Genomic DNA, 25,436 nt, shown 5'->3' with positions numbered 1-25,436 from the left:
AACGTCGCGCGACTCAAGGGGCCCCCTACCGGCGCCCGCGCACCATCCGCCCCTTCGTCAGGTGCGCCACCGCCTCACCCAGGCCCTCCAGCGTCAGCGGGAACATGTCGAACACGTTCTTCACCGCCTGGATGGTGTTGCCCCGCCACGTCTGCGGAGGCTCCGGGTTGAGCCAGGCGCTGCGCTCGAAGTGCCGCGCCAGCTCCATCAGCCACACCAGGCCCTCCTTCCCCTCCGTGGGGTCGTACCGGCCCTCGGCGTTGGTCCGCATCGTCAGCTCGTACGGCGCCATCAACGCGTCTCCCACCATCACCAGCTTGTGGTGCCGCCCCACCTGCCCCAGCAGGTCCGGCACGCTGATGCCGCCCACCAGGTACGGCGTGTCGAACACGCGCCCGTAGACGCAGTTGTGGAAGTAGTACGTGCGCAGCTCCTTGAAGTGCGTGGCCTGCTTCGCCACCGAGAAGAGCCGGCTCACCAGGTGCGCGTACGGGTCCATGGAGCCGCCCACGTCCATCAGCAGCACCACGCGCGTGTTCGGCCGGCGCGGCGGGCGTACCACCACCTCCAGCTCGCCCGCGTTCTTCGCCGTGGCCGCGATGGAGCCCTCCACGTCCAGCTCGTCCGCCACGCCCTCGCGCGCGAAGGCCCGCAGCTTGCGCAGCGCCACCGCCATCTGCCGCGTGTCCAGCACCACGTCGCCCCGGTAGCCCTGGTAGCGGCGCGCCCCGGCGATCTTCATCGCCATGCGGCCGCCACCGCCCTCGGCCCCCTCGCCTCCCACCCGGAAGCCCTCGCGCGGGTTCCCCGAGTGCCCGAAGGGCGACGCGCCTCCCGTCCCAATCCACTTCGTCCCGCCGTCGTGCCGCTCGTCCTGCTCGTCCAACCGCTGCTGGAAGAGCTTCTCCAGCTCCTCCACGCTGAAGTGCTCCAGCAGCGCCCGCTCCTCTGGAGTGAGCTCGCGCCGCTCGCGCGCCTCCTTCAACCACTCCAGCAGCTCGTCCTTCAGCTTCTGCCCCGCGCCCTCCATGCCCTTGAAGTGCGCCAGGAAGGCCTGATCGAAGGCGTCCAGGTGCGTCTCCGAGTGCACCAGCAGCGCGCGCGCCACGTGGTAGAAGCCATCCAGCGAGCTGTCGTGCAGCCCCGCCTTCAGCGCTCCCGCCAGCGCGACCGCCTCCTGCGCGCCCACCGGGACTCCGCGCCGCCGCAACTCGTAGAGGAAGGGCAGGAACATGGCTCGCCTCCGCTCAGGCCTTCGTCCGGCGGCCCCGCCCGAAGGCCTCCGCCACCGCCATCAGGTCCTGCTCACGCTTCAGCAGCGCGCCCAGGAAGGGCAGGTTGTCGTCCAGCTTCACGTTCGTCACGCCGTTGGCCTTGAGCACGGCGATCCAATCCACCAGCTCGCTCGTGGACGGGCGCTTGCGCAGCCGCGTGAAGTTGCGCAGCTCGTAGAAGACCTTGAGGGCCTGCTCCGTCAGCGACTCGTCCAGCCCCGGGTGGTGCACCGCGACAATCCGCCGCATCAGCTCCTGGTCCGGGAAGTCGATGAAGTGGAAGACGCACCGGCGCAGGAAGGCGTCCGGCAGCTCCTTCTCGTTGTTGCTGGTGATGATGACCACCGGGCGGTGCGCGGCCACCACGTCCTCGTTGGTCTCCGCGATGCGGAAGCGCATCCGGTCCAGCTCGTGGAGCAGGTCGTTGGGGAACTCCACGTCCGCCTTGTCCACCTCGTCGATGAGCAGCACCACGCGCTCCTTCGAGGCGAAGGACTCGCCCAGCGGCCCCATGCGGATGTAGCGGCGGATGTCGCGCACGTCCCCTTCACCGAAGCGCGAGTCGTACAGGCGCTGCACGGTGTCGTAGACGTACAGGCCGTCCTGGGCGCGCGTGGTGCTCTTCACGTGCCAGGTGAGCAGGCGCTGGCCCAGGCTCTCGGCAACGGCCTCGGCCAACAGCGTCTTGCCCGTCCCCGGCTCGCCGCGCACCAGCAGCGGACGCTGGAGCGTCAGCGCGCAGTTGACGGCGGCCTGGAGGCCCTCGCTGGAGAGGTAGGAATCGGTTCCGCGGAATCGAGAAGGAGAGGACGTCATGGCGTGTCCCCTCCTTTAACACCGACCCGCCCGCTCCGCCTGCCTGCCCGCTATCTCGCGGCGTCGCTGCCTACCAAGACCATCGGCTCGGCGCTCAGGCGGCGGCCCACGAAGTTCAGCGAGGCGTTGCAGTTGGGCGCGCACCCGGTACTCCCGCTGCACTCGTAGCTCAGCGCGATCGTCCCCTCCAGGGTGTCCCCCACCTTGTTGAGGGTATAGGTGGCGCGCGAGACGCGGTTGGGGCCGGTCTGCGTCCGCTCGACGGTGAAGGTCGGCTTGTCCGCCTTCTCGACGCTCACGATGGCGTCGCTCACGTCGATGTCCACCCGCGCATCGCCCAGCGAGTAGTTGATGTCGCCCACCGCCAGGTACTGCTGGCCCTCGACGCCGTCCCAGAGGACCCACTGCGCGACGTCGACGACGTTGCTCGTCCGGTCGTTGGGGGTGGGCGCGGTGCCGGAGCTGTAACAGGAGGAGGGCATGCTGCCCAGGGGCGAACGGTCGATGGACACCCGGTAGTACCGCGGCTGCTCACCACAGCCCATCATGCCCACCGTCATCACCGCCGCCACGGCGTACAGCGTCGAACGCAGCTTCATGGTCGTCTTTCCTCTCCAGGCCCACTGCCGGCCAGTGGGCGGTCCGCATGCTCCCGGGGGAGCCGAGCAACCCCGGGAGCGGCGGAGTATCCGGAGACAGGGGGGATGCGCAAGGTCCAGGGTGCTCCCGCAGGGAGCGGAGCATCCGTAACTTCGAGCGAGCATGGTCCCTACGCCCCTCCGGATCGTCAGCTACAACGTCCGCTATTTCGGACACGCCCTGCGCGGGCTCGCCAGCACGCTGGGACCCAAGCGTCGGGTCGCCGCGGCCCTGGCCACGTTGAGTCCCCTGCCGGACATCGTCTGCCTGCAAGAGGTGGAGACCCAGTCCTTCCGCAGCAACGTGGCCCACCGGCGCTCCCGCCCCGACGAGACGCAGCTGGAAGCCTTCATGGGGCGCATGGAGGAGACGTTCGCCCACCTGCGCCGCCCCATGCCCTACGAGGCCTTCTACTTCCGCGCCCACCACTACAAGCTGGGCGAGTTCTCCCTCTACACCACCGGGCTGGCCATCCTCGTCAACACCCAGCGGCTCGCCGTGGACACGCACAACGTGGACGCGCCCCACCACATCACCCACCACCACGTGCGGGCCCTGCGCGAGCGCAAGCAGAGCCGCATCTGCGCCCACATGCGGCTGCTGCGCCTGGAGGACGGGCTTCCCTTCCACATCTTCAACACCCACCTGAGCCTGCCCACCCCCTTCTCCCGCGCCTTCTGGGCCACCCGCGAGAAGATGGGCAACGGCATCAACCAGCTCCACGAGGCGCGCGCGCTGGCCCAGCTGGTACGGGCCCGCGCCAATGCCGAGCCCTTCCTCGTCTGCGGGGACTTCAACTCGCCGCCGGCCTCGCCCGTCTTCCACTACCTGTGTGACGAGGCCTGCTTCATCGACGCCCAGGCGGCGGTGGGGCAGATCGACCCGCGGCAGCCCCGCGGCTTCCCCACCGCCGGCTTCATGCACATGCGCATGCACCTGGACCACATCTTCTCCGGAGGCGGGGTGCGCTGGCTGGACGCCGACGACACGAGCCCCTTCGGAGACATGCGCAGCCGCTTCCACGGCCTGTCGGACCACATGCCCCTCATCGCACGCTTCCAGCTCGAGCCGCCCGCGGCGCACGCCGAGCCTCCCGCGCCCGCCGGGGCGTGAGTCACTGCCCGGCTTCGCGGAAGAGGAACGTCACCCGGCCATTGGGCTCGAGGAAGGCCGCGCGCACCGAGCCCAGGTCATCCCGGCCCTGGGAGCGCAGCTGTTCATGAAGGAAAGCTGGGCATGGAAGCGGCATGCGGCCTGCCCCCGCCCCCACCTCGGCACGGCGGCCGGGCAACCGCGGGCTGCGGCCCGTCGGCCCCGCCATCTCCAACCTGTAGGCTCTAGGAGGTGACCCTCTTTCCCCGAGGGAAACATGGCCGGCGACGACTTCAGGGAACTGATGGACGCCATGGCGGATCCACTCGTGGCTTGCGACGGCGGCGAGTGCGTCCTCTACCTGAATCCCGCCGCCGAGCGCCTGCTTGGCTGGACGCTGAAGGAGCTGCGGGGAGAGCCCTTCGGCCGCCTGGTTCCCGAGCGCCTGCGCTCCTTCGCCGGGCACTCCATCCTGCGCTACCTGCTGGGCCGGCGGCGTGCGCTGAGCGGACGGCCCGTGCGCGTCTTCCTGCTGCGCCGCGGGGGCGCGGAGCTGGAGGTGGAGGTGACGGTGGGCACCTCCATGGGCGTGGAGGGCGAGCGCATCGCCGTGGTGCTGCGGCGCACGCCCGAGTTCCCCGACTACACCGACGAGCCCCTGGAGCGGGTGTCCTCCGAGGTGCACGCGCGCGCACCGCAACCGCCGGGCTCCGCCGGGGAGCGCGCCTACCAGCTCGTCTTCGAGAACGCTCCGCTGGGCCTCTTCCACTTCGACACCGCGCCCACCATCGTCGCGTGCAACGACTACTTCGTGCGCATCCTGGGCTCCTCCAAGCGGATGCTCATCGGGCTCAACCTGCTCACCCTCCAGGACGAGGCCATCCTGACCTGCGTGCGCGACGTGCTCGCCGGACGCCACGCCTACTACGAGGGGGAGTACCGCTCCATCACCGCGAACAAGCTCACCCCCGTGCGCGCCCACTTCGCGCCCTGCTTCGGCGAGGACGGCCAGGTGGAGGGGGGCGTGGCCATCGTCGAGGACATCACCGGGCAGCGCATCGCGGAGGCTGAGCGCAACCGCCTGTTCCGCGAGGCCCAGGAGGCCATCCGCGTGCGCGACGACTTCCTCACCATCGCCTCGCACGAGCTGAAGACGCCGCTCACCCCGCTGTCGCTGCGGCTGGCCAGCCTGGAGCGGCGGCTGGAGCGCAAGGAGCCGGTGGACCCCACCCTGCTGCGCCACGCGCGCCAGCACCTGGTGCGGCTGGCCGCGCTCATCAATGACTTGCTGGATGCCTCGCGCATCGAGGCGGGCCGGCTCGCGCTGCACTTCGAGCCCACGCGGCTGGATGCCATCATCGAGCGCGCGCTGACCACGATGGACGCCGAGCGTGGCCAGCACCGCATCGACTACTCGCACCCGGCGGAGGCGGTGCGCATCCGGGGAGACCCGTACCGGCTGGAGCAGGTCATCGCCAACCTGCTGGAGAACGCGCTCAAGTACAGCCCCGCGGACAGCACCGTGCGCGTGACGCTGGACGTGCGCGGGGACTTCGCGCTGCTGTCCGTGGCGGACGAGGGCATCGGCATTCCCCAGGACCAGCAGGAGCAGCTCTTCGAGCGCTACTTCCGCGCCCGGAACGTCTCCGTCACCTCCTACGGAGGGCTGGGGCTGGGCCTCTACATCAGCCGCGACATCGTCGAGCGCCACGGCGGCCGCATCTGGGTGGAGAGCGAGGTGGGCCGGGGCGCCACCTTCTACGTGGCCCTTCCGTTGCTGTCCGCCGCGAGCCCCACGCCGCCGGCTCCTCGGCCCGCGGAGGACTCGCCCCACCCGGTGCACTGAGCCCATGAAAAAGGCCGGGCCCCGCCTCCACGTGGGGAGGGGAGCCCGGCCCGGGTCATGTGCCGTGAGCGCTCAGTTCCGGCGGCGGCGGCGGGACAGCGTGAGGAACGTGCCCAGGCCCATCAGCAGCCACGAGGCGTCACCACCCGAGGCCGAGCAGCCGATGCCATCGCCCAGGAAGGCGACATCCCCACCCGCGTTGGGATCCACGGTCCAGGTACGGCCGGCCGGAGAGGCATCCACGTTGCCCGCGGCATCGCGAGCGCGCACCCGGAAGGTGTGCTCGCCATCCGCCAGGTTGGTGAAGGTCACCGGCGAGGTGCACGGGGTGAAGGGGGCGCCGTCCAGGCTGCACTCGTACGTCACGCCCGGCTCGTTCGAGCTGAACTCGAACGTCGCGGTGCGCTCCGAGGTGGTGTCCGACGGACCGGAGTCGATGGCCGTCTCCGGCGCCGAGGTGTCCTGAGCGACGGTGAAGGTGTGCGAATCGGGAGTGGTGGGGCCGGTGTTGCCCGCCTCGTCCGTGGCACGGACCTGGACACGATGCTCACCCAGCTCCAGCGGCGAGGTGGGCGTGTAGCTCCAGTTGCCGGACGCATCCGCCGGGACGGTGCCCACCACGACGCCGTCGATGATGACGGTGACGGTGCTGTGGGGCTCCGCCGTGCCGCGGATGACCGGCGTGAGGGTGTCCACCGTGCCGTTCGGCGCCGGGCTCTCCACGACGGGCGCGGCGGGCGCCACGGTGTCCACGGTCCAGGTGTACGTGGCCGGCGAGGCGTCCACGTTGTTCGCGGCGTCACGCGCGATCACCTCGAGCGTGTACAGGCCATCCGCCGGAACCGTGATGTTCGCCGGGTCCGTGCACGGGGTGAAGGTCGCCTCGATGGGGAGCAACCTGCACTCGTACGTCACGCCCGTGTCCGGCTCCACCACGTCCAGGTCGAACGTCGCGCTCCGCGAGGTGCTCAGGCTCGACGGTCCCGAGACGATGCGCGCGTCCGGGGCCTTGGTGTCCACCGTCCAGGCGTAGGGCGCCGTCTCCGGGCCCACGTTGCCCGCGGCGTCACGCGCGCGCACCACCAGCGTGTACGAGCCATCCGCCGGCACCGTGAAGTTCGCCGGATCCGCGCAGCTGGTGAAGGTGGTGGCCGGGCTCAGCTTGCACTCGTACACCACGCCCGTGTCCGCGACCTTCACATCCAGGTCGAACGTCGCGTTTCGCGAGTTGCTCACGCTCGGCGGTCCCGAGAGGATTTCAGCCTCCGGCGCCACGGTGTCCACCGTCCAGGCGTAGGGGGTCGTCTCCGGGCCCACGTTGCCCGCGGCGTCACGCGCGCGCACCACCAGCGTGTACGGGCCATCCGCCGGCACCGTGAAGGCCGCCGGGTCCGAGCAGGTGGTGAAAGCCGTGGCCGGGCTCAGCTTGCACTCGTACACCACGCCCGTATCCGCCTCCTTCACATCCAGGTCGAACGTCGCGTTGCGCGAGTTGACCAGCGACGCCGGACCCGAGACGATGACGGCCTCCGGCGCCTTGAGATCCACCGTGAAGGTGTTGGCGGCGCTCGGATTGCTCCGCACGCCCAGGGCTTCCGCCACCGCCCGCACCTGGTGCGCCCCGGCCGGGATGTCCGCCGTCGGGGTGAAGCTCCAGTTGCCCGACGCATCGGAGGTCGTCCACCCCAGCTCGATGCCGTCGACGTACACGTAGACCCTGGACGAGGCTGGCGCGCCCGTGCCGGTCATGGGAGGACGAACGTTGTTGGTGAAGGAGTTGTTCGCCGGCGAAACCACCGTGGGCGGAGCCGGAGGTGCGAAGGAGCTGGAGATGATTTCAGCGGCCTTGGCTCCGCCTGCCGTTGCACCATAAGGCGCTCCTCCTGGTGCACCTGGATCCAGCTGGGAACCAGGCGAAGCACCCAGGGTGCTGGTGCCGCAAGTGACGCTCTCGGCCTGCAGCAGGATGCGCCCGGCACCACCGCCGCCACCGGGCCCCACGTAGTCACCCACCGAGACGCTGCCACCCGAGCCACCACTGACGGAGAGCCTCGTCGTCGTGGACGCGCACGTGATGCTCCGAGCAACCCGCAGGTAGATGTCTCCACCCGCACCACCACCGCCGGCACCATCCGTCGTCGCCGCGCCACCCGCCGCCCCGGCGGCCGTGAAGCTGGACCCGATGGCATTCTGGAGCTCACCGGCCCGGATGAAGATGATGCCGCCGCCCGCGCCACCCGAGCCACCCGCGGTGCCCGAAGGGTCGGTGCCATGTCCCGCGCCGCCACCCCCCCCCAAGATGAGGCGATCGATCAGGGCGAGGCTATCGGCCGTACGGGTGGAGCGGAGGACGACCGTTCCGCCCAGCCCGCCTACGTTCCGGCTGCTGTCGATATCGGAGGTGAAGCCACCCTGCCCACCGGCTCCGCCGTTGCCACCACCACCGCCACCCGACTGCACGCACACGCCGCCGCCACCGCCATTGGCGACATTGCCCCGGCCCGTCTGCGCGGTGCCATAACGCAGGCTGGCGAGGCCCTCACCTCTCTGCGCTCCAGACTGGGCCGGCTCGTCATTGCCGAAGCATCCGGCCTTGCCGCTGCTGTCCCTGACGAAGACTCCGCCCCGGAACCCCGCGCCGCTGGCGGTGATGGTGCCATTGTTGATGACCTTCCCCTGGGCCAGGAACGCCAGGACGCCTCCGATACGGCCATTCCAGGCCTGCGCCTTGAGGGTCGCTCCGGTATCGATGGTGAGGTCGATGTACTCCGGCACCCGGATGACCTGGGTCACGTTGCTCGTATACGAGTAGACCAGCGGCGCGGTCAGCGTCAGATCCGCCGTCGAGCCCGAGCCCGACACCGTCTTCAACCGGGCCAGCTCCCAGCGCCCCACCGGCTTGTCGGAGATGTTCGTGGCACCCGTGTCACCGGAATCCGGCTCGGGCACGATGCCGGTCGTCTGCAGCACCATGACCAGATCGCCCACGGCGAAGCAGGGAGGCGCCGAGCAGAACACGGAGTCCACCTGGAGGAAGTCCTCCTTGGCGGCGGGCGCGTTCGTCACCCGGCCGTAGCTGTTGATGACGTTGTTGGAGCCCACCACCGTGAACGTGCCGGTCCGCCCGGTGCCCAGGTAGAACGTATCCGGCTCGGCCAGCGCCGCCGTCGAGCCGAGGGCCAGCACGCACAGTGCCGCCGTGAGCCACTTCTTGAAGAGTCCGTTCTTCATGTTCTTCGATTCCTTCGGTTACGGCAGCTCGCGCTCGGGGGTGACGATGATGAACTCCACGCGCCGGTTGGCCGCGCGGCCCTTGTCCGTCTTGTTGGACGCGATGGGCTGGTCCGGACCGAAGCCCTTCGCCTCCAGGCGCGCCGGTTCCACGCCCTTGCTCACCAGGTAGCCCTTCACCGCCTCGGCCCGCGCCAGCGACAGCTTGCGGTTGGCCTCCGCGTTGCCGCGGTCGTCGGTGTGGCCCTCGATGACCATCTTGTCCACCTCGGGGTGCTGCTGGAGGATGCGCGCCACCTGGTCCAGCATCTTGAAGGACCGCGGCTGGATGACCGCCTTGGCGGTGGCGAAGAACACCTGCTCCTTGATCTCCAGCTTGCCCTTCTGGATGGCCACCATCTGCTTCTGCTGCACCGGGCAGCCCGCGTTGGTCACCACGCCCTTCTCGGCGGGGCAGTTGTCCAGGTGGTCCGCCACGGTGTCACCGTCCGAGTCCTTCGCCGGGCAGCCGCGCAGCTCCGTCAGGCCCGCCTCCGTGGGGCACTTGTCCGCCGCGTCCTCGATGCCATCCTGGTCCGCGTCCCGCACCGGGCAACCCTGGCGATTGGCCGGGCCCGCCTCCGTGGGGCACTTGTCCGCCGCGTCCTCGATGCCGTCCTGGTCCGCGTCCCGCACCGGGCAGCCCTGACGCTCGGCCAGACCCGCCTCCGTGGGGCACGTGTCCGCCGCGTCCTCGATGCCGTCCTTGTCCGCGTCCTTCACCGGGCAGCCCTGACGCTCGGCCAGACCCGCCTCCGTGGGGCACGTGTCCGCCGCGTCCTCGATGCCGTCCTTGTCGGTGTCCTTCACGGGGCAGCCCTGGCGCTCGGCCGGGCCCGCCTCGGCGGGGCACGTGTCCTCGCCATTCACCACCCCATCGCCATCGTCATCGCGGCGCGAGGCATCCCCCCGCTCGCCGCCGCCCACCGCCACGCCGAGCAGCACGCGGAAGGTGGGCGTGCCCGGAGCATTGCCGAAACCGGGGCCGCCCAGCGCGTAGGCCTCGAGCGACTCGCCCAGGGGCAGCCGCAGGCCCGCCAGCACCTCCAGGGAGCTCGCCTCGCGGGTGAGCGGCACGCTGCCCCGCACGTTGAGCTCACCGCGCAGCCCGTCGCCCGTGGTGGCCACCACCGCGCCCAGCCGCACCTCGTTGCCCAGCTCGTCCTGCACCTCGCCCACGTCCCCCAGCACGACGGCGGGACGGATCAGCGCACCAGCCTCCACGGCCGCGCGCAGCGCGCCGAAGTTCCGGCCCAGCATCAGCTTGGGCGAGAGCCGGACGATGCTGTCGCGCGAGAGCGTGTCCACGCTGCCCACGGGCAGGCCCACGCCCAGCTCGAGCGCCAGGTCCACCGGCGCCTCCCGCCGCTGCGCGAGCAGTCCCAGCCGCACGTGCGCCGTCGGCGTGGACAGGCCCGTGCTGGCCGGGGAGGCAATGTTCTGCCCGCTCAGGTCATCCCCGTTCTGCCAGACCACCAGCGGCAGCTGCAGGCCCAACTCCAGCCACTGCATGGGCGCCCAGGCGGCCAGCAGGTGTCCCGTCACCCGGTTTCCCACCACCGAGCCCAACCGGTTGCCATTGCGGTACATCACCAGCGGGTCATTCTCGTACTGGCCCGCGAGCGAGAGGCGGAAGCCGCCCTTGGGCAGCAGCTCGCCGGTGCCCATCAGCAGCGAGCCGCGGCCGTTGGGGTTGAGCTCCAGGCGCTCCAGCTCGAAGGACGGCAGGCCCGAGGGCTGCGCGAGCGCGGCCGGGCCGAGCAGAAGGGTGGCAATGGCGGACAGGAGGAACGGCTTGGTGTGGCTCATGATTTTTCCGTGTCGGGGCCCCTGCGAGTCCGTTTCCGGATGGACCGCCCCTGGCACTGCATCCCGGGTGAAGAGCGAGGCGAGGAAGACTCCCCGTGCGACTCCTGGATGACGCCGGGCGCATACAGACCCGAGATGGCGCGGGGTGTCCAGAGATCGTTCAGGGTCTGGCGCACGCCCGCCTGTCCTTCGGGGAACCGCGATTCCGGCTTCCAGTCCCGGTGGAGAAGTCTCGCGCACGCCTGCTTTGTCCTTCAGTGAACCGGTGGTTCGTACTCCCGGTACGTCCCGAGGGCAAACAAACGTTGCCGTGACGGCAGCAGGTGCGCACCGTGGGCACGGATGAGCGTCCTGGGGCGAATCGTTCGCGGCCTGGGCCTCGGGCTGGCCGGGTGGGTGCTGAACCTGGCGGCCCTCGAGGTATTGCCCGGGGTGCATCTGCTGCTGGGGACGCTGCTGGTGCTCACCGCCGGGGTGCTGTGCGGGCCTGTAGCGGGGGCGCTGGCGGGAGCCGTGTCCGGAGTGAGGACAGTCTGGCTGTGGGGCCACCCGTGGGGCTGGCTCAACCTCACGCTCGAGGGCCTCGTGGTGGGCGCGCTGCGCCGGCGCGTCACCCCGGTGGTGGCGGACGCGCTGTATTGGGTGCTCAGCCCGCTGTACTTCCTCGTCACCTACTTCCTGCTGGAGGACATCCCCACCTCGGCCATCCTGGTGGCGGGAGTGAAGCAGGCGGTGAACGGGCTGCTGGCGGCGCTCATCCTCCAGGTGGTGCTGCTGCTGCCGCCCGTGCGCAGACGCCTGCGAGCCCTGCTGCCGCTGCCGCTGGCGGACCTGTCGCTGGGCCGGGTGTTCGGCTCGGCGCTCACGCTGGGGGCCCTCATCCCGCTGCTGGTGCTGGGCGGCGCCGAGGGCCGCGAGCGCTACACCTCCGAGGTGCGGCAGCTGGACGAGGCCAACCTGCATGCCGCGCGGGTGGTGGCCAATGAAATCGAGAGCAGCCTCACGCACACCCGCCATGGCGTGTCGCGGCTGGCCCGCTCGCTCTCCTCGAGCCTCTCGGCGGAGGGAGCGCTGCCGGGCCGCCACTTCCTGGAAGGGGAGCTGGACGCGCTCGTCACCTACTCGCCCGAGGTCCTCAACGCCTACGTGGGCAGTCCGGAGGGGGTGGCGCTCGCGTTCTCCCCGAGGACCGACGCGGCGGGCCGTCCGCTGGTGGGCACGGACTTCTCGGATCGCACCTATGTGCACGAGGTGCGGCAGGCGCGCGGGCCGATGGTGAGCGACGTCTTCCTCGGACGCGGAGGGGTTGCGGGGCCGCTGGTGGTGACGCTGGCCCCCGTCCGCCGGGACGAGCAGTACGCGGGGTACGTGCTGGCGGCGGTGGACCTGCCGCGGCTGCGCCGGCATGCCCAGGCGCAGATTGGAGAGGGGCAGCGGCGCATCCTCGTCGTCGACACGCGGGGTGGGCTCGTCTTCGACTCGGCGGAGGAAGACACGGGGCAGCTGCGCAGCATCATCAGCACGTCCCTGGCGCGGGCCCTGGAGCGGACGGGCCCCCGGGGCACGGGCACCTACGAGGGCGAGCCGGACGCGGTGACGCTGGTGCGCATGGGCACGCTCCAGCACTTCGGCGTGGTGGAGGTGTCGCCGCTGGGCTGGAAGGTGGTGGTGCAGCAGCCGGGCACGCGGCTGCAGCGGGACGTGGAGCGCGCCTACTTCGGCCTGCTCGGGACGCTGGGGCTCGCCACGGTGTCGGCGGTGCTGCTGGCGGTGACGTTCTCACGCACCATCGTGGCCCCGGTGCAGGGGGTGTCTCATGCGGCGGCGCGGCTGGCGGCGGGAGAGCGCACGGCCCGCGCCGCCGAGGCGGCCCAGGACGCACCGCGCGAGCTGAACCAGCTGGCGGAGACGTTCGACCGGATGGCGTGGCAGCTGTCCCGGCAGCTGGAGGCCATCGAGCGCACCAGCCGGGAGAAGGACGCCTTCCTCTCCATCGCCTCGCACGAGCTGAAGACGCCGCTCACGGCGCTCAAGGCGCAGGTACAGCTGTTGCGGCGCAAGCTGGGGGACGAGCACGCGCAGCGGCTGGACAACGTGAGCCGGCAGGTGGACCGGGTGACGCGGCTGGTGAACCAGCTGCTGGACGCCTCGCGGCTGGGGCTGGAGCAGCTGCCCTTGCAGCGCACGCGGATGGACCTGAGCGAGGTGGTGCACAACCTGGTGTCCAACGCCATCAAGTACAGCCCGGCGGGAGGCACCATCCAGGTGTGGACGCGGAGGGGGCCGGAGGGCGAGGCGGAGCTGGTGGTGGCGGACCGGGGCATCGGCCTGCGCGTGGAGGACGAGGAGCAGCTCTTCGGACGCTTCGAGCGGGGAGACCGGCGAGAGCTGACGGGCATCTCGGGGATTGGGGTGGGGCTGTACGTGTCGCGGGAGATCATCCGCCGGCACGGAGGCCGCATCTCGCTGCGCCCGCGCGAGGGAGGTGGCGCGGTGGCCACGGTGCGGCTCCCAGCGGCCGTGGCACCGGAGCACGGCCACCGGGACTCCGCCGCGCACCAGGAAGAGGGGCGGGAGTAGGGTCAGCCCTCCCCGCTCAGGCCGACGTCACCCGTGCGAGCCAGTCCTGATACTCGTTGCCCGGGTTCATGATGAAATCGAAGCGCCCGGTGACGAGCATCTCGACGAGCCGCCGGTCTCGAGCGATGAGCTCGGGTACGCCCGTGGGGAAGTCGACCCCTCGCATCCCATCGCGACGATACCCCTCATCCACCACCAGGATTTCGAGGTAGTGCGAGAGGGTGTCGAAGAAACGATCCACGTCCGAGGCCACGGGCAGGACGTACCGCTCCTCATAGGCGTTGATGTAGATGACCGGTTGGAGCCCCCGCTCGTCGGCCAGACCCGGAACCACGGCGTAGTAGTAGGCGAGGTCCGGGATGCAGCCAAAGGCCACCGAGGAGTGAAAAGGCTCCTGCGTGCCCCGTCGACGGGAGTTCGTGGCGACAGCGAGCCCATCCACCTGGTCATCCAGACGATGCAGCAGGAATTCACCGTCCGTCCCCGCGATGCGCAGCCCTCCCATCCGCTTGTAGAGGGCGGCGAGAACCGGGTCGAGGGGATGGCCCGCCACGAGTTCCCCCGCGCCTGGGATGGAGCGCCCAGGCAGCAACGATTCCACGGAGAAATCGTGCTTCCGACACACGTCCAGCAACCGCTCGAATCCCGGTAACGGCATTTCGGAGACCATGAACACCTCTGTTACGGAAGGCGAGCCAGCAGCATGCGCACCTCCCGGAGGGCCGCCTTCTCGGCTTGCTCGAGCGCGGTTTCGGAGGCCTGCTCGTAGACAGTGTCGTACCAACGCTGGAAATGCCGGTCGACGATATCCGCCACCTGCCTCACCTCGCCACCCGATGCCTTGCTGCTCGCCGGCCTGAATGCAGTCCAGACATTGTTGACCCGCTCATGAACGGTGGAGTGCAGCGCATTGAGGTTGGCCGAGCCGTTGATGTTCATCTCGGGAAACCGGTGCGCATGCTCCAGGGGAATCCGGTGATGAACCGGGTATTTGCTCCCCGCTGCGTCCACCAACGTCTTCGCGAGCTCCGGACGCAGTTTGTAGAAGTCCGTATTCGCCTGACGTCGCAGGAGCTTGCGCGCTTCCTCATCCAACTTCGTATCGAGGAGTTCCTCGAAACGCGCCAGGAGCTTGCGCAGTTGGGTCTTCTCCGCCGCCGAGAGCCCCTGTGTCTGGGCCTTCGTCCACAAGCGCTGGAACGTCTCCCGTTCTTTCGGGCGTATCCGGGCGAGAAAGGAACGGAACCACGCCACGGCTTCCGAACCACCACGCGCCAGGATGGGTGCCAACCTGGGTGCCACCGCCTCGAAGAGCGCGAGGCCACCCCGTAGGGCGAGACTGCCGATGAACCACGTCGCGAGGAACTCGGCACTGGCCATCCCCGCCTGTTGGAAGGTCGCCGCCGTCTCCTCCCGCCACTCGCGGAGGATCCGCTCGTAGAGCGCGTAGTGCTCGGCGATGAGCGAGGGCGAACCCGGCAGTTCTGGCCGCAGCGTTTCGGCCTCCATCACACGCCAGCGTGCATGGCCATCCGCCCTCCGATGTTCCGCCTCCAACCGAAGCCGTACCGTGCGCGGACCTATCCCCTGGGTGAACGGCAGGAGGGCCTGGGTGATGGAGACAGTCAGGCTCGGCGAAGGAACCCCGATGGAGGAGTCACCCTGGGACTCGTAACGCACGGTCTCGGCACCCAGGAGCCGATCGTCGTCCAGCCGCACATCGACCAGGAGAGCGGCCCTCCCGCCCTCGGGTACCCGCACATGGCTCAACTGGGAGGCCATTGCATGAGCCTGCGCGAGGGTCTCCGCCGACATGCCCGTGCGCCGCACCGGCAACGTCTTGGCCTCGAGGGGCCTAGCGCCATCCCCCCAGGTGAAGGAATTCAGGCGCCAACCCTGTCTCTCGCCGCGCACGGTGAGGACGACCTCGCCCATGCGCGTTCCCACGTAGAGAGGCAAGCTGGCATCGAGGCCCGGGACCCAGGAGTCCATGCCCTCCGAGCGACCCGTTCCTCCAGGCCCCCGCTTCCACGACAGCAGCGTCAACGCGCCATCCTGAGCCCAGAAGCGAAAGGTCAGCTCCACCTCCGCCTCATCCACGAGACTGGCCACGCCTCGCATGCCCGCGGCAGCCGCTGTCGCTTCGGCCCGGCGTGCTTCTTCGTCCTGCACACGACCACGCGTCTCCCACGGAGGAGGCCGCTCCCCCGCGACCTCTTCGTCTGGAAGCGCATCCTGGCGCCCCAGACCTCCGGCCGATCCCGCCGTCGTACACGCCTGCAGCAGCAGGGCCAGAAGACAAACCCACGCGGATGGCCGAACCGTCACCTCAACACGCCCAGCGCGTGCGCCAGCCGCCAGGCCACCACCCGCAGGTGTGCGTCCTGCACCGCGTCCAGCTGGCCCACCAGCACCTCCAGCGGCATCCAGCGCAGGCGCGAGTCGCACGCCGCATCCGCCTCGACCTCCACGGCGAACGGCCAGACCAGCTCGGGGGTGACACCCGGCGTCGCATGATACGAGCCGCCCAGCTCCCAGGTGCGTCGCACCGTGACGGAGAACTCCTCGCGCAGGCGCTCGGCGAGGAAGGCGGGCACCTGACTGAGATCGCCGAGCGTCCGCGGCAGCCTCCAGGCCGGTGTCACCGCGAGGCTGGCGCTGCCCGTGAAGTGCTGCACCGCCGGCAGGTCCCGGTGCTCGATGCCCACCCGGATGCCCTCCTTCGTCCGCACCACCGGGAGCGCCACCGCGGTGTTGCGGCTGGCCTCGTGCGGCACGAGGTACTCGCGCGGCACGCTCGCCAGCACCTTCCCTTCCGCGTCGTACTCGGAGAAGGTGCCGGTGCGCAGGTCCAGGTAGCCCACCGACCCGTCGTCGTGCAGGGAGAACACCGCGCGCTTCGCGGGCGTCAGCGCGTCGTCGGCCCACCGGGGTCCACCGGACTGCTCGGTGAGCTGGATGGGAGCGCCAATCCACGGCCCGGGCGAGGTGCCCAGGTGACGCAGCAGGCGGTGGATGTTGAGCTCCAACCGGGCATCCACCATGCCGCCCACGTGGCACGCGCGCAGCACCTGCCGCGCATCCAGTTCCCGCACCGAGCCCGAGCTCGTGAAGGGGGCATAGTCGGGCGCCGGCACACCGCCCGCGGGAGCCACCTCCACCAGGTAAGCGGACACGCGCTCGCTCACCCCGCCGGGCGAGGTGAAGTAGTGCGCGGGCTCGCTCAGACCACGGATGCTGCCGGCGGCGATCCCGGCACGCTCCTGGAGGATGCGGGCAATCGCCTTGTCCGGGGCCTCACCGGCATGGGTGATGGCGGCCAGCGGCTCGGTGACGTAGCCGGACAGCTCCGCGCCCCCGAGGTTCGGATGGTCCGCGCACGCATTGACGATGGGCCGCGGGAAACCCTTCTTGGCCAGCACGAACACCTGGCCGTCCTGCCGGAACCAGGGCAGCACATCCACCGTCCGCCCCGGGCGCTCCACCAGCTCCCAGACGCGGCCGGTCTCCGCATGGCGCCACGCACCGAGCGACAGGAAGCGCGGCGTCGCGAGCGGCTCGCTGTGCTCCTCGCGCAGCTCGACGCCCGCCCCGGGAGGCACCTTCTCGCCCACGATGAGGTAGTTGGTGGGCGGGTACGGCAGCGGCTGCCCATCCAGCCCCGACAGGTGGAAGTGGCCCTCGTAGCGGTTGGCGATGATCCACGGGTTGCGGATGGGCATCGAGCTGACGATGCGCAGCCCCCGGCGCCGGAAGGCGGCCTCGAACTGGGACTGCGAGTAATAGGTGTACTCCTCGAGCAGCTCCACGTCCCAGTCGGTGCGGTAGTCCTTGCGGAGGATGAACTCGTTGGCGGCGCGCAGCGCGAGCCGGTAGCGCACGTGCCCCGGGTGGGGCGAATCCAGCCGCGTGTACGGCACCGGCCCATCCCGGTTGACGCCGCAGCGGAAGTCGCGCGCGAAGCGCTCGAAGAGCGCGGCGGTGGACAGGCCCTGGACGGGACCCTCGGCGGCGCCATTCGTGGTGGGCAGCTCCAACCACACCTCCGCGGGCCCGTCCGGCACGAGGAAGTCGCGGATGATGATGACGCCACCGGTGCGCAGCGCGCGCACCTGGTTGTCCAGACACGTCTCCAGGCGGGCGAGCGAGAAGCCGTTGAAGCTGGTGACGTGGTGGAGCACGGACGAGTCGAGCACCCCATCCAGGGACTCGGGAGGGAAGACGGGGTCGGCGATGTCGCCCGCCACGAAGCGCAGGTTGGGGCGCTGGTAGGTGGTGGCGGCCATGTCCACGGACACGGGGTTGATGTCCACGCCCACCAGTTCCAGGCCGCCGTAGAGGCAGGCCAGGTCATAGGTGCCGCGGCCCGAGCCGCTGCCCATGTCCGCCACCCGGCCGCGCGTGGGGAAGTGCGCGGTGGTGAGGGCCACCTTCTGCTGCATGGACGCATCCATGCCCGCGAAGTAGGTGGCGTAGTGGTCCGCATCGCCGCGGTGCTGGGCGGCGTACGTCTTGGCCGTGCTCGTCTTGGGCGCCATCCCCTCCACTGTATGACGAGGCCCGACCCCCGCGGTACGGGGGGATGGCAGGATGCCTTCATGACGATGGCGAGGACACGCACCATTCCAGCCTGGCTCGGTGCCCTGCTGGCCCTGTGGCTCACGGACTGTGCGCATCCGGAGAAACGGCCAGCGGAGATTCCGGCTCCGGTGCTCGGGGCGCATCCCGATGCGAACAGTCCGGACTACGTGGGGGCACCGCTCGTCACGGGCAGCCGGTCCCCCCAGGAACTCTATGCGGCCTACCCCCGGCGGGAGCCCGACCCGCGGCTCGCCACCCGGCTGGCGGAGATTCTCGCGGATGGAGGCAAGACGCTGCGCTGGAGCGCCACCGGGAGCGTGGAGTCCTTCCAGCATGGCGAGGTGACGATTCCGCTCGTCATCCGCGTTCCGCCGCCCTGTGAGAACACCCTCTGCCCCGTCATCGTCTTCTTCAATGGAGCCTGTGCCCCCCTGCGCTACCACTGGAGGCCGGAGTTCTTCCTGCGGGCCGGCTTCATCTTCGTCGAGCCCCACATCCGGGGAGACCGCTGTGACGAGGCGTGGGCGGACGCGGACAACGGCCCCCGGAAGCCCGAGGCGCAGACGGACATCGAGGCCTGCGGCCACTACGTCCGGACGCGGTTCAGCCGGGAGGGCAGGACGCCGAAGGTGGGCATCCTCGGCTGGAGTTACGGCGGCAACCAGGCGCTCGTCGGAATGACCCGGTTCGCGGGAGCGTACGACGCGGGCTTCGCCCTGGCCGCGAAGACGGACCTCTATTCCTTCTTCAAGAACGCACCGGAGGACCTGCGCAAGGCCAGGGCACGCGAGTACGGAGACCCCGACACCGAGCCCGACCTGCTCCGAAGCATCTCCCCCATCACCTACGTGGACAGGCTCCAGGGCCCGCTCGCGCTCATGCTCGGAGGGCGCGACCCCAAGGTCTCGCTCTCGGACGCGGACGCGTTCGTCCGGAAGGCCCGGGCGCACCAGCGCGAGGTCTCGCTGATGATCGTCCCCGAGCACGGCCACCTCACGGAGCAACCCCGGGAAATCGTCTTCGAGCACGCCCACGTGATTCAGTTCTTCTCGGACAGCTGGGGCAGACCCGTGGAGTTTCATTGAGAGAGGACGCCCCGGCGGAACGAACCCCCCCGTGTTAGCGTCCTAGGGGTATGCGTCCCGTCCCCGAGCCGCCGCCGATGTCCACCCGTGCGCTGCTGGCGTGCCTGGTGCTCGCCGCCGCGGCCAGCCTCTTCCTCTGGCAGACGGTGTGGTTGTACCCCTTCCGGCTGCTCGTCACCCTCATGCACGAGAGCGGGCACGCCCTGGCGGCCTGGGCGGTGGGCTCCCACGTGAGCAGCGTCACCATCAGCCCGGCCACGGGCGGGCTCACCTACCACTCGCTCACCGGCTCGCTCTGGAGGGAGCTGCTCATCGCCTCGGGCGGTTACGTGGGCTCCTCGCTGGCCGGGGCCCTGCTGCTGGTGGCCGCCGGGCGCATGCGCAGCGGACGTGCGCTGCTGTGGGGACTGGTGGTCTGGATGGTGGGCGTGGCCGTGCTGTGGGTGCCGCTGCTGCCTCCGGACCCGGGAGCCGCACACGCGCTCGCCACCGGCTCCTCGCGCTCGGACGGCCTCTTCACGCTCGGCTTCATCGCCGGCATGGGAGCGCTGCTGGGACTGGTGGCCTGGAAGGGGCCGGTGTGGATGCGGCGGGGGCTCATCGTGTGGATCGCCGCGCTGTCGTGCCTCCTGGCACTGCAGGACATCAAGGGCTTGTTCGGCTACGGCCTGGAGGTGGGTGTCTCCGACGCGCACGCCATGGCGCAGCTCACGTACCTGCCCGCGCCCTTCTGGGCGGCGGTGTGGATGGCGGTGTCGCTCGCGGCCATGTGGCTGGGACTGCGCTCCATCGTCCGGCGCCGGCGGCTGGCGGCTTCTCGCGGCCCCGTGATGGCGGGACGCCTGTCCATGCGCTAGCGCGCGGGGCGGCTCACAGACTCAAGGTGGACCGGCCCTCGCGGTGGTCCCGGAAGAAGCGCCGCACCTGTTGAACGACGGGGTGCTCGGCCAGACAGCTCACGTCCACGGACTCCAGGCGCCGGCACAGCTCCTCGTCGCGCAGGATGTTGTTCTTGAGCCCCAACACCTCCTCCAGGACCTGCACGGGCTCGGTCTGACCGCGTGTGAGCTCCTCGTCCGTGGGCTCCCGTCCGAGAACCTGACGCAGCACGTTCCGGTCCTGGAAGAGCATCACCTCCGTGTCCGGTACCACCAGGACCACCTTCCACAGGTCCGGACACTCAATCTGGACCAGCGCATAGACGAGGAAGCGGTGCAGCTCTCGAATCTTCTGGAGCTCGGTCGAGCGCGTCCCCGCGACCAGGGCCACGATGGCCTTGCGATTGCTGAGGACGGACCTCGCCAGGGAGACACTCTCCGAGAAGACATCCGTTCCGAGCACGCGCAGTTCGGGCCCGAACTCGGGCTCGAGCAGCTTGCGAAGCACCAGGGCATTCGCCTCCCCGCGCACGACGAGACACGGAATCATGGAAAGTCCTCCGCCTTGAGTTCGTAATCCACCTGGGCTTCCTCCACGGCTTTTCGCCATTTGGCCCCGAGGGCCGCGCGCATGCCGCCCCTCACAGCCAGAGACACATCCCTGCCGTCCCACAGCAGGACATTGCGCAAGGGTTGCGCGTAGGCTTCCCGCAGCGCGGGCTCCGTGAACCCCTTCACGCTGAACATCAAACCCAGAGCGGCCGGGGGCCGCCGATCCACCCGGACCTTGAACTTCGCGATCGGGCTGAAGTCGACGGGCTCCCGCCAGTGCTTGCACTCGACCAGACACGAGAGCCCATCGACGTAGACCGCCCCACCTCCCGACCCCCAACCCCGCCCGATCCTGCTCAAAGGCTAACGAGCCCCTCTGACACGCGTTGCGATCCAACGCACTCGCCATTCATTGCCCACACACCCGCCGTGCATAGGACTCGCACGGCAGTATCCGCCGTGAGAACCCATCACGTCAAGTTGGCTTATCTACCTGTCCGGTGACGTGCGGCGTCCTACCGCAGTCCGTCCAGGACCCGCCCGCGCTGGAGGAGCCCGGCCATCTGCGCCGCGTCATGCGCCACCAAGAGGTTCAGCTCCGGCGTGGCCTTCTGCAACTCGTGGAGGTAGCGGAGCTGGTTCGCCATCGCCTCGCCGTCCTCGCCGAGCAGCCAGTTCACCAGCCTCGGGTGCATGCGCGGCAGCAGGATGTTGTCCTGGTGCCACGCGATGTCTCCCACCAGCAGGAACTCGCGGCCATCCGCCAGCCGCACGTAGACCAGCTGCGTCCCCGGCGTGTGGCCCGGCGCCCGGATGAGAACGACTCCCGGCCGCAACAGGTGCATCCCCTCGTAACGCAGCGGCTTCAAGCGGCCCACGACGTCCGCGGTGAAGCCGGCGCGCTCGGCATCGCTCCCGTGGAGCTGGGCTTCCGTCAACATCGCCCGTGGAGCCACTTCATCGAGGAACGGCGAGTGCGCGATGCCCGCGCTGTGGTCGAAGTGCTCGTGCGTGAGGACGATGGCGTCGGCGCGCCGCATCACTTCCTGGAGCCGGGCGTAGTTGTCCGCCAGGACACGGGAGCCGGGCATGTTGCGCGCCAGCGTCTCCGCATCACTCCCGGCATCGACGATGACGCTCCGCCCATCGGCGTAGAGAATCTGGTGCGCCTGGTACACGGCCTGACGTGTCCCGAGGAACCGCCCCGCCACCAGGGCGAACTCCGGCATGGAGCCCTCGCCCACCACGATGCGGCGGAACTCCGTGGGCAGCGGCTCGCCCGTCGACGTGGCGAGCGCCCTCAGCTCCGTGATGGACGGACCGAAACCGGTGCGCTCGGGGACCGGCACCGCGGTGAGCGCGATGGCGAGGAACAGCACCACCATCGCCACCACCCCGAGCAACACCTTCCAGACCCGGCGCACGGGCTTCTTCATTTCACAGCTTCTCCACCGCCACCGTGTTGTCGTCCGGCTTGCGGTCGATCAGCTTGTTGAGCGGATCCAGTCCCGCCCTCGCCGGACGCTGGTCCACCAGCGCGGTGAACTCCACGTCCTCCTTCGTCACCTGCACCCGCTGCAGGTAGAGCGGCTTGCCGTCCTTGTCGAGCACGCCCACGTCCACCCAGTCCGCCAGCTTCAGCTCCGACTCGGTGCCCGTGCCGTTGGCCTCCAGCTTGCGCGCCTTGGCCGTCACCTTCACCTCGAACTTCCCGCCCGCCACCTCGGTGTACGTCGCCTTGAGCGCCCGGTTCTCGTACAGGGTGATGCGCTCGAAGAAGTCATGGAGCACGTACTGCAGGTGCTCGGGCGTCACCGCGCGCAGCTCGGCGAGCAGCTCCGGCGAGTTCGTGAACGGCGGCTGCTGGAAGGCCACCTTCCGCCGGTACGCGGCCAGGGCCCGGTTGAGGTTGTCCTCGCCGATGTAGTCCTGCAGCGCGTACATCACCAGGCTGCCCTTGTTGTAGTGCACGTACTGCTGGCCCTCCACGAGCAGCAGCGGCGTCTCCTTCTTGCGCTCGAAGGCGCGCCCGCGCAGGTAGCCATCCAGCTCGTAGCGCAGGAAGCGGCCCATGCGCGCCTCGCCGTACTTCTTCTTCATCACCATCAGCGCCGAGTACTGCGAGAGCGTCTCGGACATCAGCGTGGAGCCCTGCACGTTGCCGCCGATGACCTGGTGCGCCCACCACTGGTGCGCCACCTCGTGGGCCGTCACGTAGTAGGGGTAGTCCAGGTCCTTCGGGTCATCATCATCCACCTTCGCGATGAAGCCGATGCCCTCCGAGTACGGAATGGTGTTGGGGAAGGACTGGGCGAAGGTGCCGTAGCGGGGGAACTCGAGGATGCGCACCTGCCGGTGCTGATAGGGCCCGAAGTTCTTCGTGTAGTACTCCAGCGCGTCCTTCACGCCCTGGATCATCCGGTCCACGTTGTACGCGTGGGACGGGTGGTGGAGCACCTCGATGGCCACGCCGTTCCACGTGTCGCGCTTCACCGCGTAGCGCGCGGAGAGGAACGAGTAGAAGTTCAGGATGGGGCTGTCCATCGTGTAGTGGAAGTAGCGCCGTCCGTTCTCCGTCCACTCACGCTGGAGGTAGCCCGGGGCCATGGCGATCTGATCCGGCGAGGTGCTCACCGTGGCCTCGAAGGTGATCCAATCCGAGTCCGAGGCGATGTACGTGTTGCGCCGGGCCTCCAGGTCGTTCACGTCCGCCATGCGCTCCTTGGGCGCGAGCCCATGCTTCTTGCGCGTCTGGTCGTCCTGGAGCTCGAAGGCGGCCACGTAGCCGAGCCGCGGGAAGAGCGAGCTGGGCAGGAAGGTGCCGTTCTCCACGAGCGACGTCTCCGCGCCCTTGTTGCGGAAGCCGCGCGGCTCCAGGCCCAGCTCGAACTGGAGCTCGGCCGAGGCCCCCGGCGCCAGCGGCGTGGGCAGCGTGTACGTGTGGAAGCCCAGCCGCGTGTCCTTCTCGGACGCGGACTCGGCGCCCGCCACCGCCAGCCGGTACACCTTCAGGTCCTCGGGCAGGTGGACGTACACCGTCTTCACCGGCTCGGCCGTCTTGTTGACGAGCCCGAAGGTGCCCCGGGCCCTCATGCGCGGCTCCTCGGGGAAGATATCCACCTCCACCTTCGCCGAGACGATGCGCGGCTGCGCCACCTTCGCCAGCGGCTTGTACTTCTTCTCGTAGTCGGCGGACTCCGCCTGCTCCTCGTGCTCCGTGCGGAAGACGTTGAGGCGGTTGGTGTTGTAGAAGACGAAGCCGCCCACGGCCACGGCGCCCACCACGGACAGCGCCAGGCCCACCCGCACCGGCAGCGACGCCCGCGCGCGGGCCAGCGTCGCCCGCCACCGGGGATGGGTCTCCGTGCCCCGCACCCAGAACAGGTGCGAGACGAAGGCCAGCGCCACCGCCACGAGCGCCCAGTACACGCGGAACCACACCATCTGCCCCACGAAGGGCCCGTACCCATTCATGTCCGAGTACGTGGGGTTGGGCGCGCCGCCGTAGTTGTACAGGCCGTGCTCGAAGCCGAACTCCGAGGCGAAGGTGCTCGACAGCAGGTAGAGCACCATCTCGAAGTGGCCCAGGTACTTGTTGTTCACCAGCACGTGGATGAGCACCGCGAGCATGCACAGCAGCCACAGGTCCAACAGCCGGAAGCCGAAGAGCTCCGTGACGTAGAGGCCGGGCTCCAGGTGGGTGTAGCCGTTGAAGAGCTGCACCAGCACGCCGCAGACGAGCAGCACCGCGTTGAGCAGCACCTGCACGCCCATGAGCGCCAGCAGCTTGGAGAGGAAGGGCAGCCACCCGGGCACGGGCAGCGAGTCCGAGAGCTGGTTCATGCGCGCGTCGCGCTCGCGCCAGATGAGCTCGCCCGAGTAGAAGGTGATGATGATGACGTGGAAGAGGCTGAAGCCGCCGCCCACCAGGTCCAGCACCAGGTACGTCACCGGGTAGACGGGGGTGCCGAACATGAAGCCGAGCGTGCGCGAGGCGCCGAACACCATGATGATGCCGGCCAGCACCATCACCAGGAAGTAGACGTTCTTCACCGTCTCCTTCAGGTCCAGCCACGCCAGGCGCGGGAGCATCCGCAGGAAGGTGCCGTCCCGGAAGTCCCGCGTGACGGAGGGCACCGTGAGCACCGCTCGGGGCGCCTCGGTCTCGACGGGGGCCTCCACGCGGCCGCCCGCCAGCGCGTGGGTCCGCTGGAAGCGCAGGAGCGTGTAGCCGAGCATGACGGCGCCCAGGCCCACCCAGAGGAGTCGGTTGAGGAGGAACCAGCCCTCGAGCGGCACCAGGACGGTGTTCTTCTCCACGGACGTCCAGTACTCCGTCACCAGACGCATCGCGTTCATGCCGAACGGATCCACCAGCGCGCCCAGCCACTTCGAGTCGAGCTCCCTCAACAGGCTGCTGCCCATGAGGTAGCCCACGAGCAGCACCACGCTGGCGACGTAGACGGGGAGGATGCGGCGGGTGAGCGCGGCCATCCCGAAGAAGAGCGCGCCGGTGAAGAAGAGGTTGGGCAGGATGCTGACGAGGTAGGGCCGCAGGTACGAGCCCGGCACGGTGGGGCCGATGAGGCTCTCCTCCAGCCAGGGCATGGAGGCGCCGAAGCGGGCCCCCAGGCCGATGCTCGAGAAGATGATGACGAGCGTGAGGAAGGCCCCGAGGAAGCGGCCCAGCAGGTAGCGGGCGCGCGAGATGGGGGCGGTGAAGAAGAGCGTGTGCGTGCCGTGCGCGAAGTCCTGGTAGACGGCCTGGCCCATCACTCCGCCGGTGACGATGACTCCGGAGAAGCCGAGCAGGGAGAGCAGGTTGCTCAGCGTGTAGGGCGAGTTGGCGAGCACCTTTCCGCCGGTGCCTCCGCCCAGCATGATGGTCTTGAAGGCACCGCCCGCCGCGTTCATCGCCAGGCAGGCGAGCAGGAAGAAGACGCCGAAGTAGACCCAGGTGGACAGCAGCTTGAGCCGCTGGCGCAGCTCGAAGAGCGCGATGGAGAGCATGGTG

General features: G+C 69.6%; 18 protein-coding genes. 5 read left to right on the top strand and 13 right to left on the bottom strand.

Annotation, left to right across the window (positions count from 1 at the left end):
* Positions 1-25: 25 nt before the first annotated feature.
* From AC16DP_RS30945 to AC16DP_RS30935, 3 genes are read right to left on the bottom strand one after another with little or no spacing between them, the layout of a single operon-like run.
* Positions 26-1,234, bottom strand: coding sequence for a vWA domain-containing protein (locus AC16DP_RS30945; protein ID WP_329729705.1), 1,209 nt, complete (start codon positions 1,232-1,234; stop codon positions 26-28).
* A 13-nt stretch (positions 1,235-1,247) separates the two neighbouring features.
* Positions 1,248-2,090, bottom strand: coding sequence for an AAA family ATPase (locus AC16DP_RS30940; RefSeq protein ID WP_329729706.1), 843 nt, complete (start codon positions 2,088-2,090; stop codon positions 1,248-1,250).
* Positions 2,091-2,140: 50 nt separating this feature from the next.
* Positions 2,141-2,689, bottom strand: a complete 549-nt coding sequence (locus AC16DP_RS30935; protein WP_329729707.1) for a hypothetical protein — start codon at positions 2,687-2,689, stop codon at positions 2,141-2,143.
* A gap of 163 nt (positions 2,690-2,852) precedes the next feature.
* On the opposite strand from AC16DP_RS30935, the gene AC16DP_RS30930 reads away from it, so the two are divergent.
* On the top strand, positions 2,853-3,842 hold the full coding sequence (locus AC16DP_RS30930; protein WP_329729708.1) for an endonuclease/exonuclease/phosphatase family protein: 990 nt from the start codon (positions 2,853-2,855) through the stop codon (positions 3,840-3,842).
* A gap of 1 nt (position 3,843) precedes the next feature.
* Here AC16DP_RS30930 and AC16DP_RS30925 read toward each other — a convergent pair whose 3' ends face one another.
* Complete coding sequence (locus AC16DP_RS30925; protein WP_329729709.1) at positions 3,844-3,978, bottom strand: YetF domain-containing protein; 135 nt, start codon at positions 3,976-3,978, stop codon at positions 3,844-3,846.
* 120 nt (positions 3,979-4,098) lie between these two features.
* Between AC16DP_RS30925 and AC16DP_RS30920 the strand changes: the two genes are divergently transcribed.
* Positions 4,099-5,667 (top strand): sensor histidine kinase, encoded by a 1,569-nt coding sequence (locus AC16DP_RS30920; RefSeq protein ID WP_329729710.1) that lies wholly within the window; start codon positions 4,099-4,101, stop codon positions 5,665-5,667.
* Positions 5,668-5,739: 72 nt separating this feature from the next.
* Here AC16DP_RS30920 and agmC read toward each other — a convergent pair whose 3' ends face one another.
* Together agmC and AC16DP_RS30910 are read right to left on the bottom strand one after the other, a co-directional pair.
* Positions 5,740-8,898, bottom strand: coding sequence for an adventurous gliding motility protein AgmC (gene agmC / locus AC16DP_RS30915; RefSeq protein ID WP_329729711.1), 3,159 nt, complete (start codon positions 8,896-8,898; stop codon positions 5,740-5,742).
* Between the two features lie 18 nt (positions 8,899-8,916).
* Positions 8,917-10,746, bottom strand: a complete 1,830-nt coding sequence (locus AC16DP_RS30910; protein ID WP_483956905.1) for a thrombospondin type 3 repeat-containing protein — start codon at positions 10,744-10,746, stop codon at positions 8,917-8,919.
* A 342-nt stretch (positions 10,747-11,088) separates the two neighbouring features.
* Here AC16DP_RS30910 and AC16DP_RS30905 point away from each other — a divergent pair, with 342 nt between their 5' ends.
* Positions 11,089-13,326, top strand: coding sequence for an ATP-binding protein (locus tag AC16DP_RS30905; RefSeq protein WP_329729713.1), 2,238 nt, complete (start codon positions 11,089-11,091; stop codon positions 13,324-13,326).
* 16 nt (positions 13,327-13,342) lie between these two features.
* Here AC16DP_RS30905 and AC16DP_RS30900 read toward each other — a convergent pair whose 3' ends face one another.
* The 3 genes from AC16DP_RS30900 to AC16DP_RS30890 all read right to left on the bottom strand — a co-directional run bounded on the left by AC16DP_RS30900 (position 13,343) and on the right by AC16DP_RS30890 (position 17,864).
* Positions 13,343-13,879 (bottom strand): hypothetical protein, encoded by a 537-nt coding sequence (locus tag AC16DP_RS30900; RefSeq protein WP_329729714.1) that lies wholly within the window; start codon positions 13,877-13,879, stop codon positions 13,343-13,345.
* A gap of 128 nt (positions 13,880-14,007) precedes the next feature.
* Complete coding sequence (locus tag AC16DP_RS30895) at positions 14,008-15,318, bottom strand: hypothetical protein (RefSeq protein WP_329729715.1); 1,311 nt, start codon at positions 15,316-15,318, stop codon at positions 14,008-14,010.
* A gap of 332 nt (positions 15,319-15,650) precedes the next feature.
* Positions 15,651-17,864, bottom strand: a complete 2,214-nt coding sequence (locus AC16DP_RS30890) for a bifunctional class I SAM-dependent methyltransferase/NUDIX hydrolase (protein WP_329729716.1) — start codon at positions 17,862-17,864, stop codon at positions 15,651-15,653.
* A 60-nt stretch (positions 17,865-17,924) separates the two neighbouring features.
* On the opposite strand from AC16DP_RS30890, the gene AC16DP_RS30885 reads away from it, so the two are divergent.
* Together AC16DP_RS30885 and AC16DP_RS30880 are read left to right on the top strand one after the other, a co-directional pair.
* Positions 17,925-18,992, top strand: coding sequence for an alpha/beta hydrolase family protein (locus AC16DP_RS30885; RefSeq protein ID WP_329729717.1), 1,068 nt, complete (start codon positions 17,925-17,927; stop codon positions 18,990-18,992).
* A 77-nt stretch (positions 18,993-19,069) separates the two neighbouring features.
* Positions 19,070-19,849 (top strand): M50 family metallopeptidase, encoded by a 780-nt coding sequence (locus AC16DP_RS30880; protein ID WP_329729718.1) that lies wholly within the window; start codon positions 19,070-19,072, stop codon positions 19,847-19,849.
* A 13-nt stretch (positions 19,850-19,862) separates the two neighbouring features.
* Here the strand turns inward: AC16DP_RS30880 and AC16DP_RS30875 are convergent, their stop codons facing one another.
* The 4 genes from AC16DP_RS30875 to AC16DP_RS30860 form a co-directional block, all read right to left on the bottom strand.
* Positions 19,863-20,420 carry a hypothetical protein gene (locus tag AC16DP_RS30875; protein WP_329729719.1) on the bottom strand — a complete coding sequence of 186 codons (558 nt, stop codon included), beginning with the start codon at positions 20,418-20,420 and terminating at the stop codon, positions 19,863-19,865.
* On the bottom strand, positions 20,417-20,782 hold the full coding sequence (locus AC16DP_RS30870; protein ID WP_329729720.1) for a restriction endonuclease: 366 nt from the start codon (positions 20,780-20,782) through the stop codon (positions 20,417-20,419). Before AC16DP_RS30870 ends, AC16DP_RS30875 begins: the two co-directional genes overlap by 4 nt.
* A gap of 155 nt (positions 20,783-20,937) precedes the next feature.
* Positions 20,938-21,858 carry an MBL fold metallo-hydrolase gene (locus tag AC16DP_RS30865; RefSeq protein ID WP_329729721.1) on the bottom strand — a complete coding sequence of 307 codons (921 nt, stop codon included), beginning with the start codon at positions 21,856-21,858 and terminating at the stop codon, positions 20,938-20,940.
* Position 21,859: 1 nt separating this feature from the next.
* Entirely contained in the window at positions 21,860-25,432 is a 3,573-nt protein-coding gene (locus tag AC16DP_RS30860; RefSeq protein ID WP_329729722.1) for a M1 family aminopeptidase, read from the bottom strand.
* Positions 25,433-25,436: the final 4 nt, after the last annotated feature.

It is taken from the genome of Archangium sp. (assembly GCF_057119385.1).
This window is presented reverse-complemented; position numbering and strand designations above follow the sequence as displayed.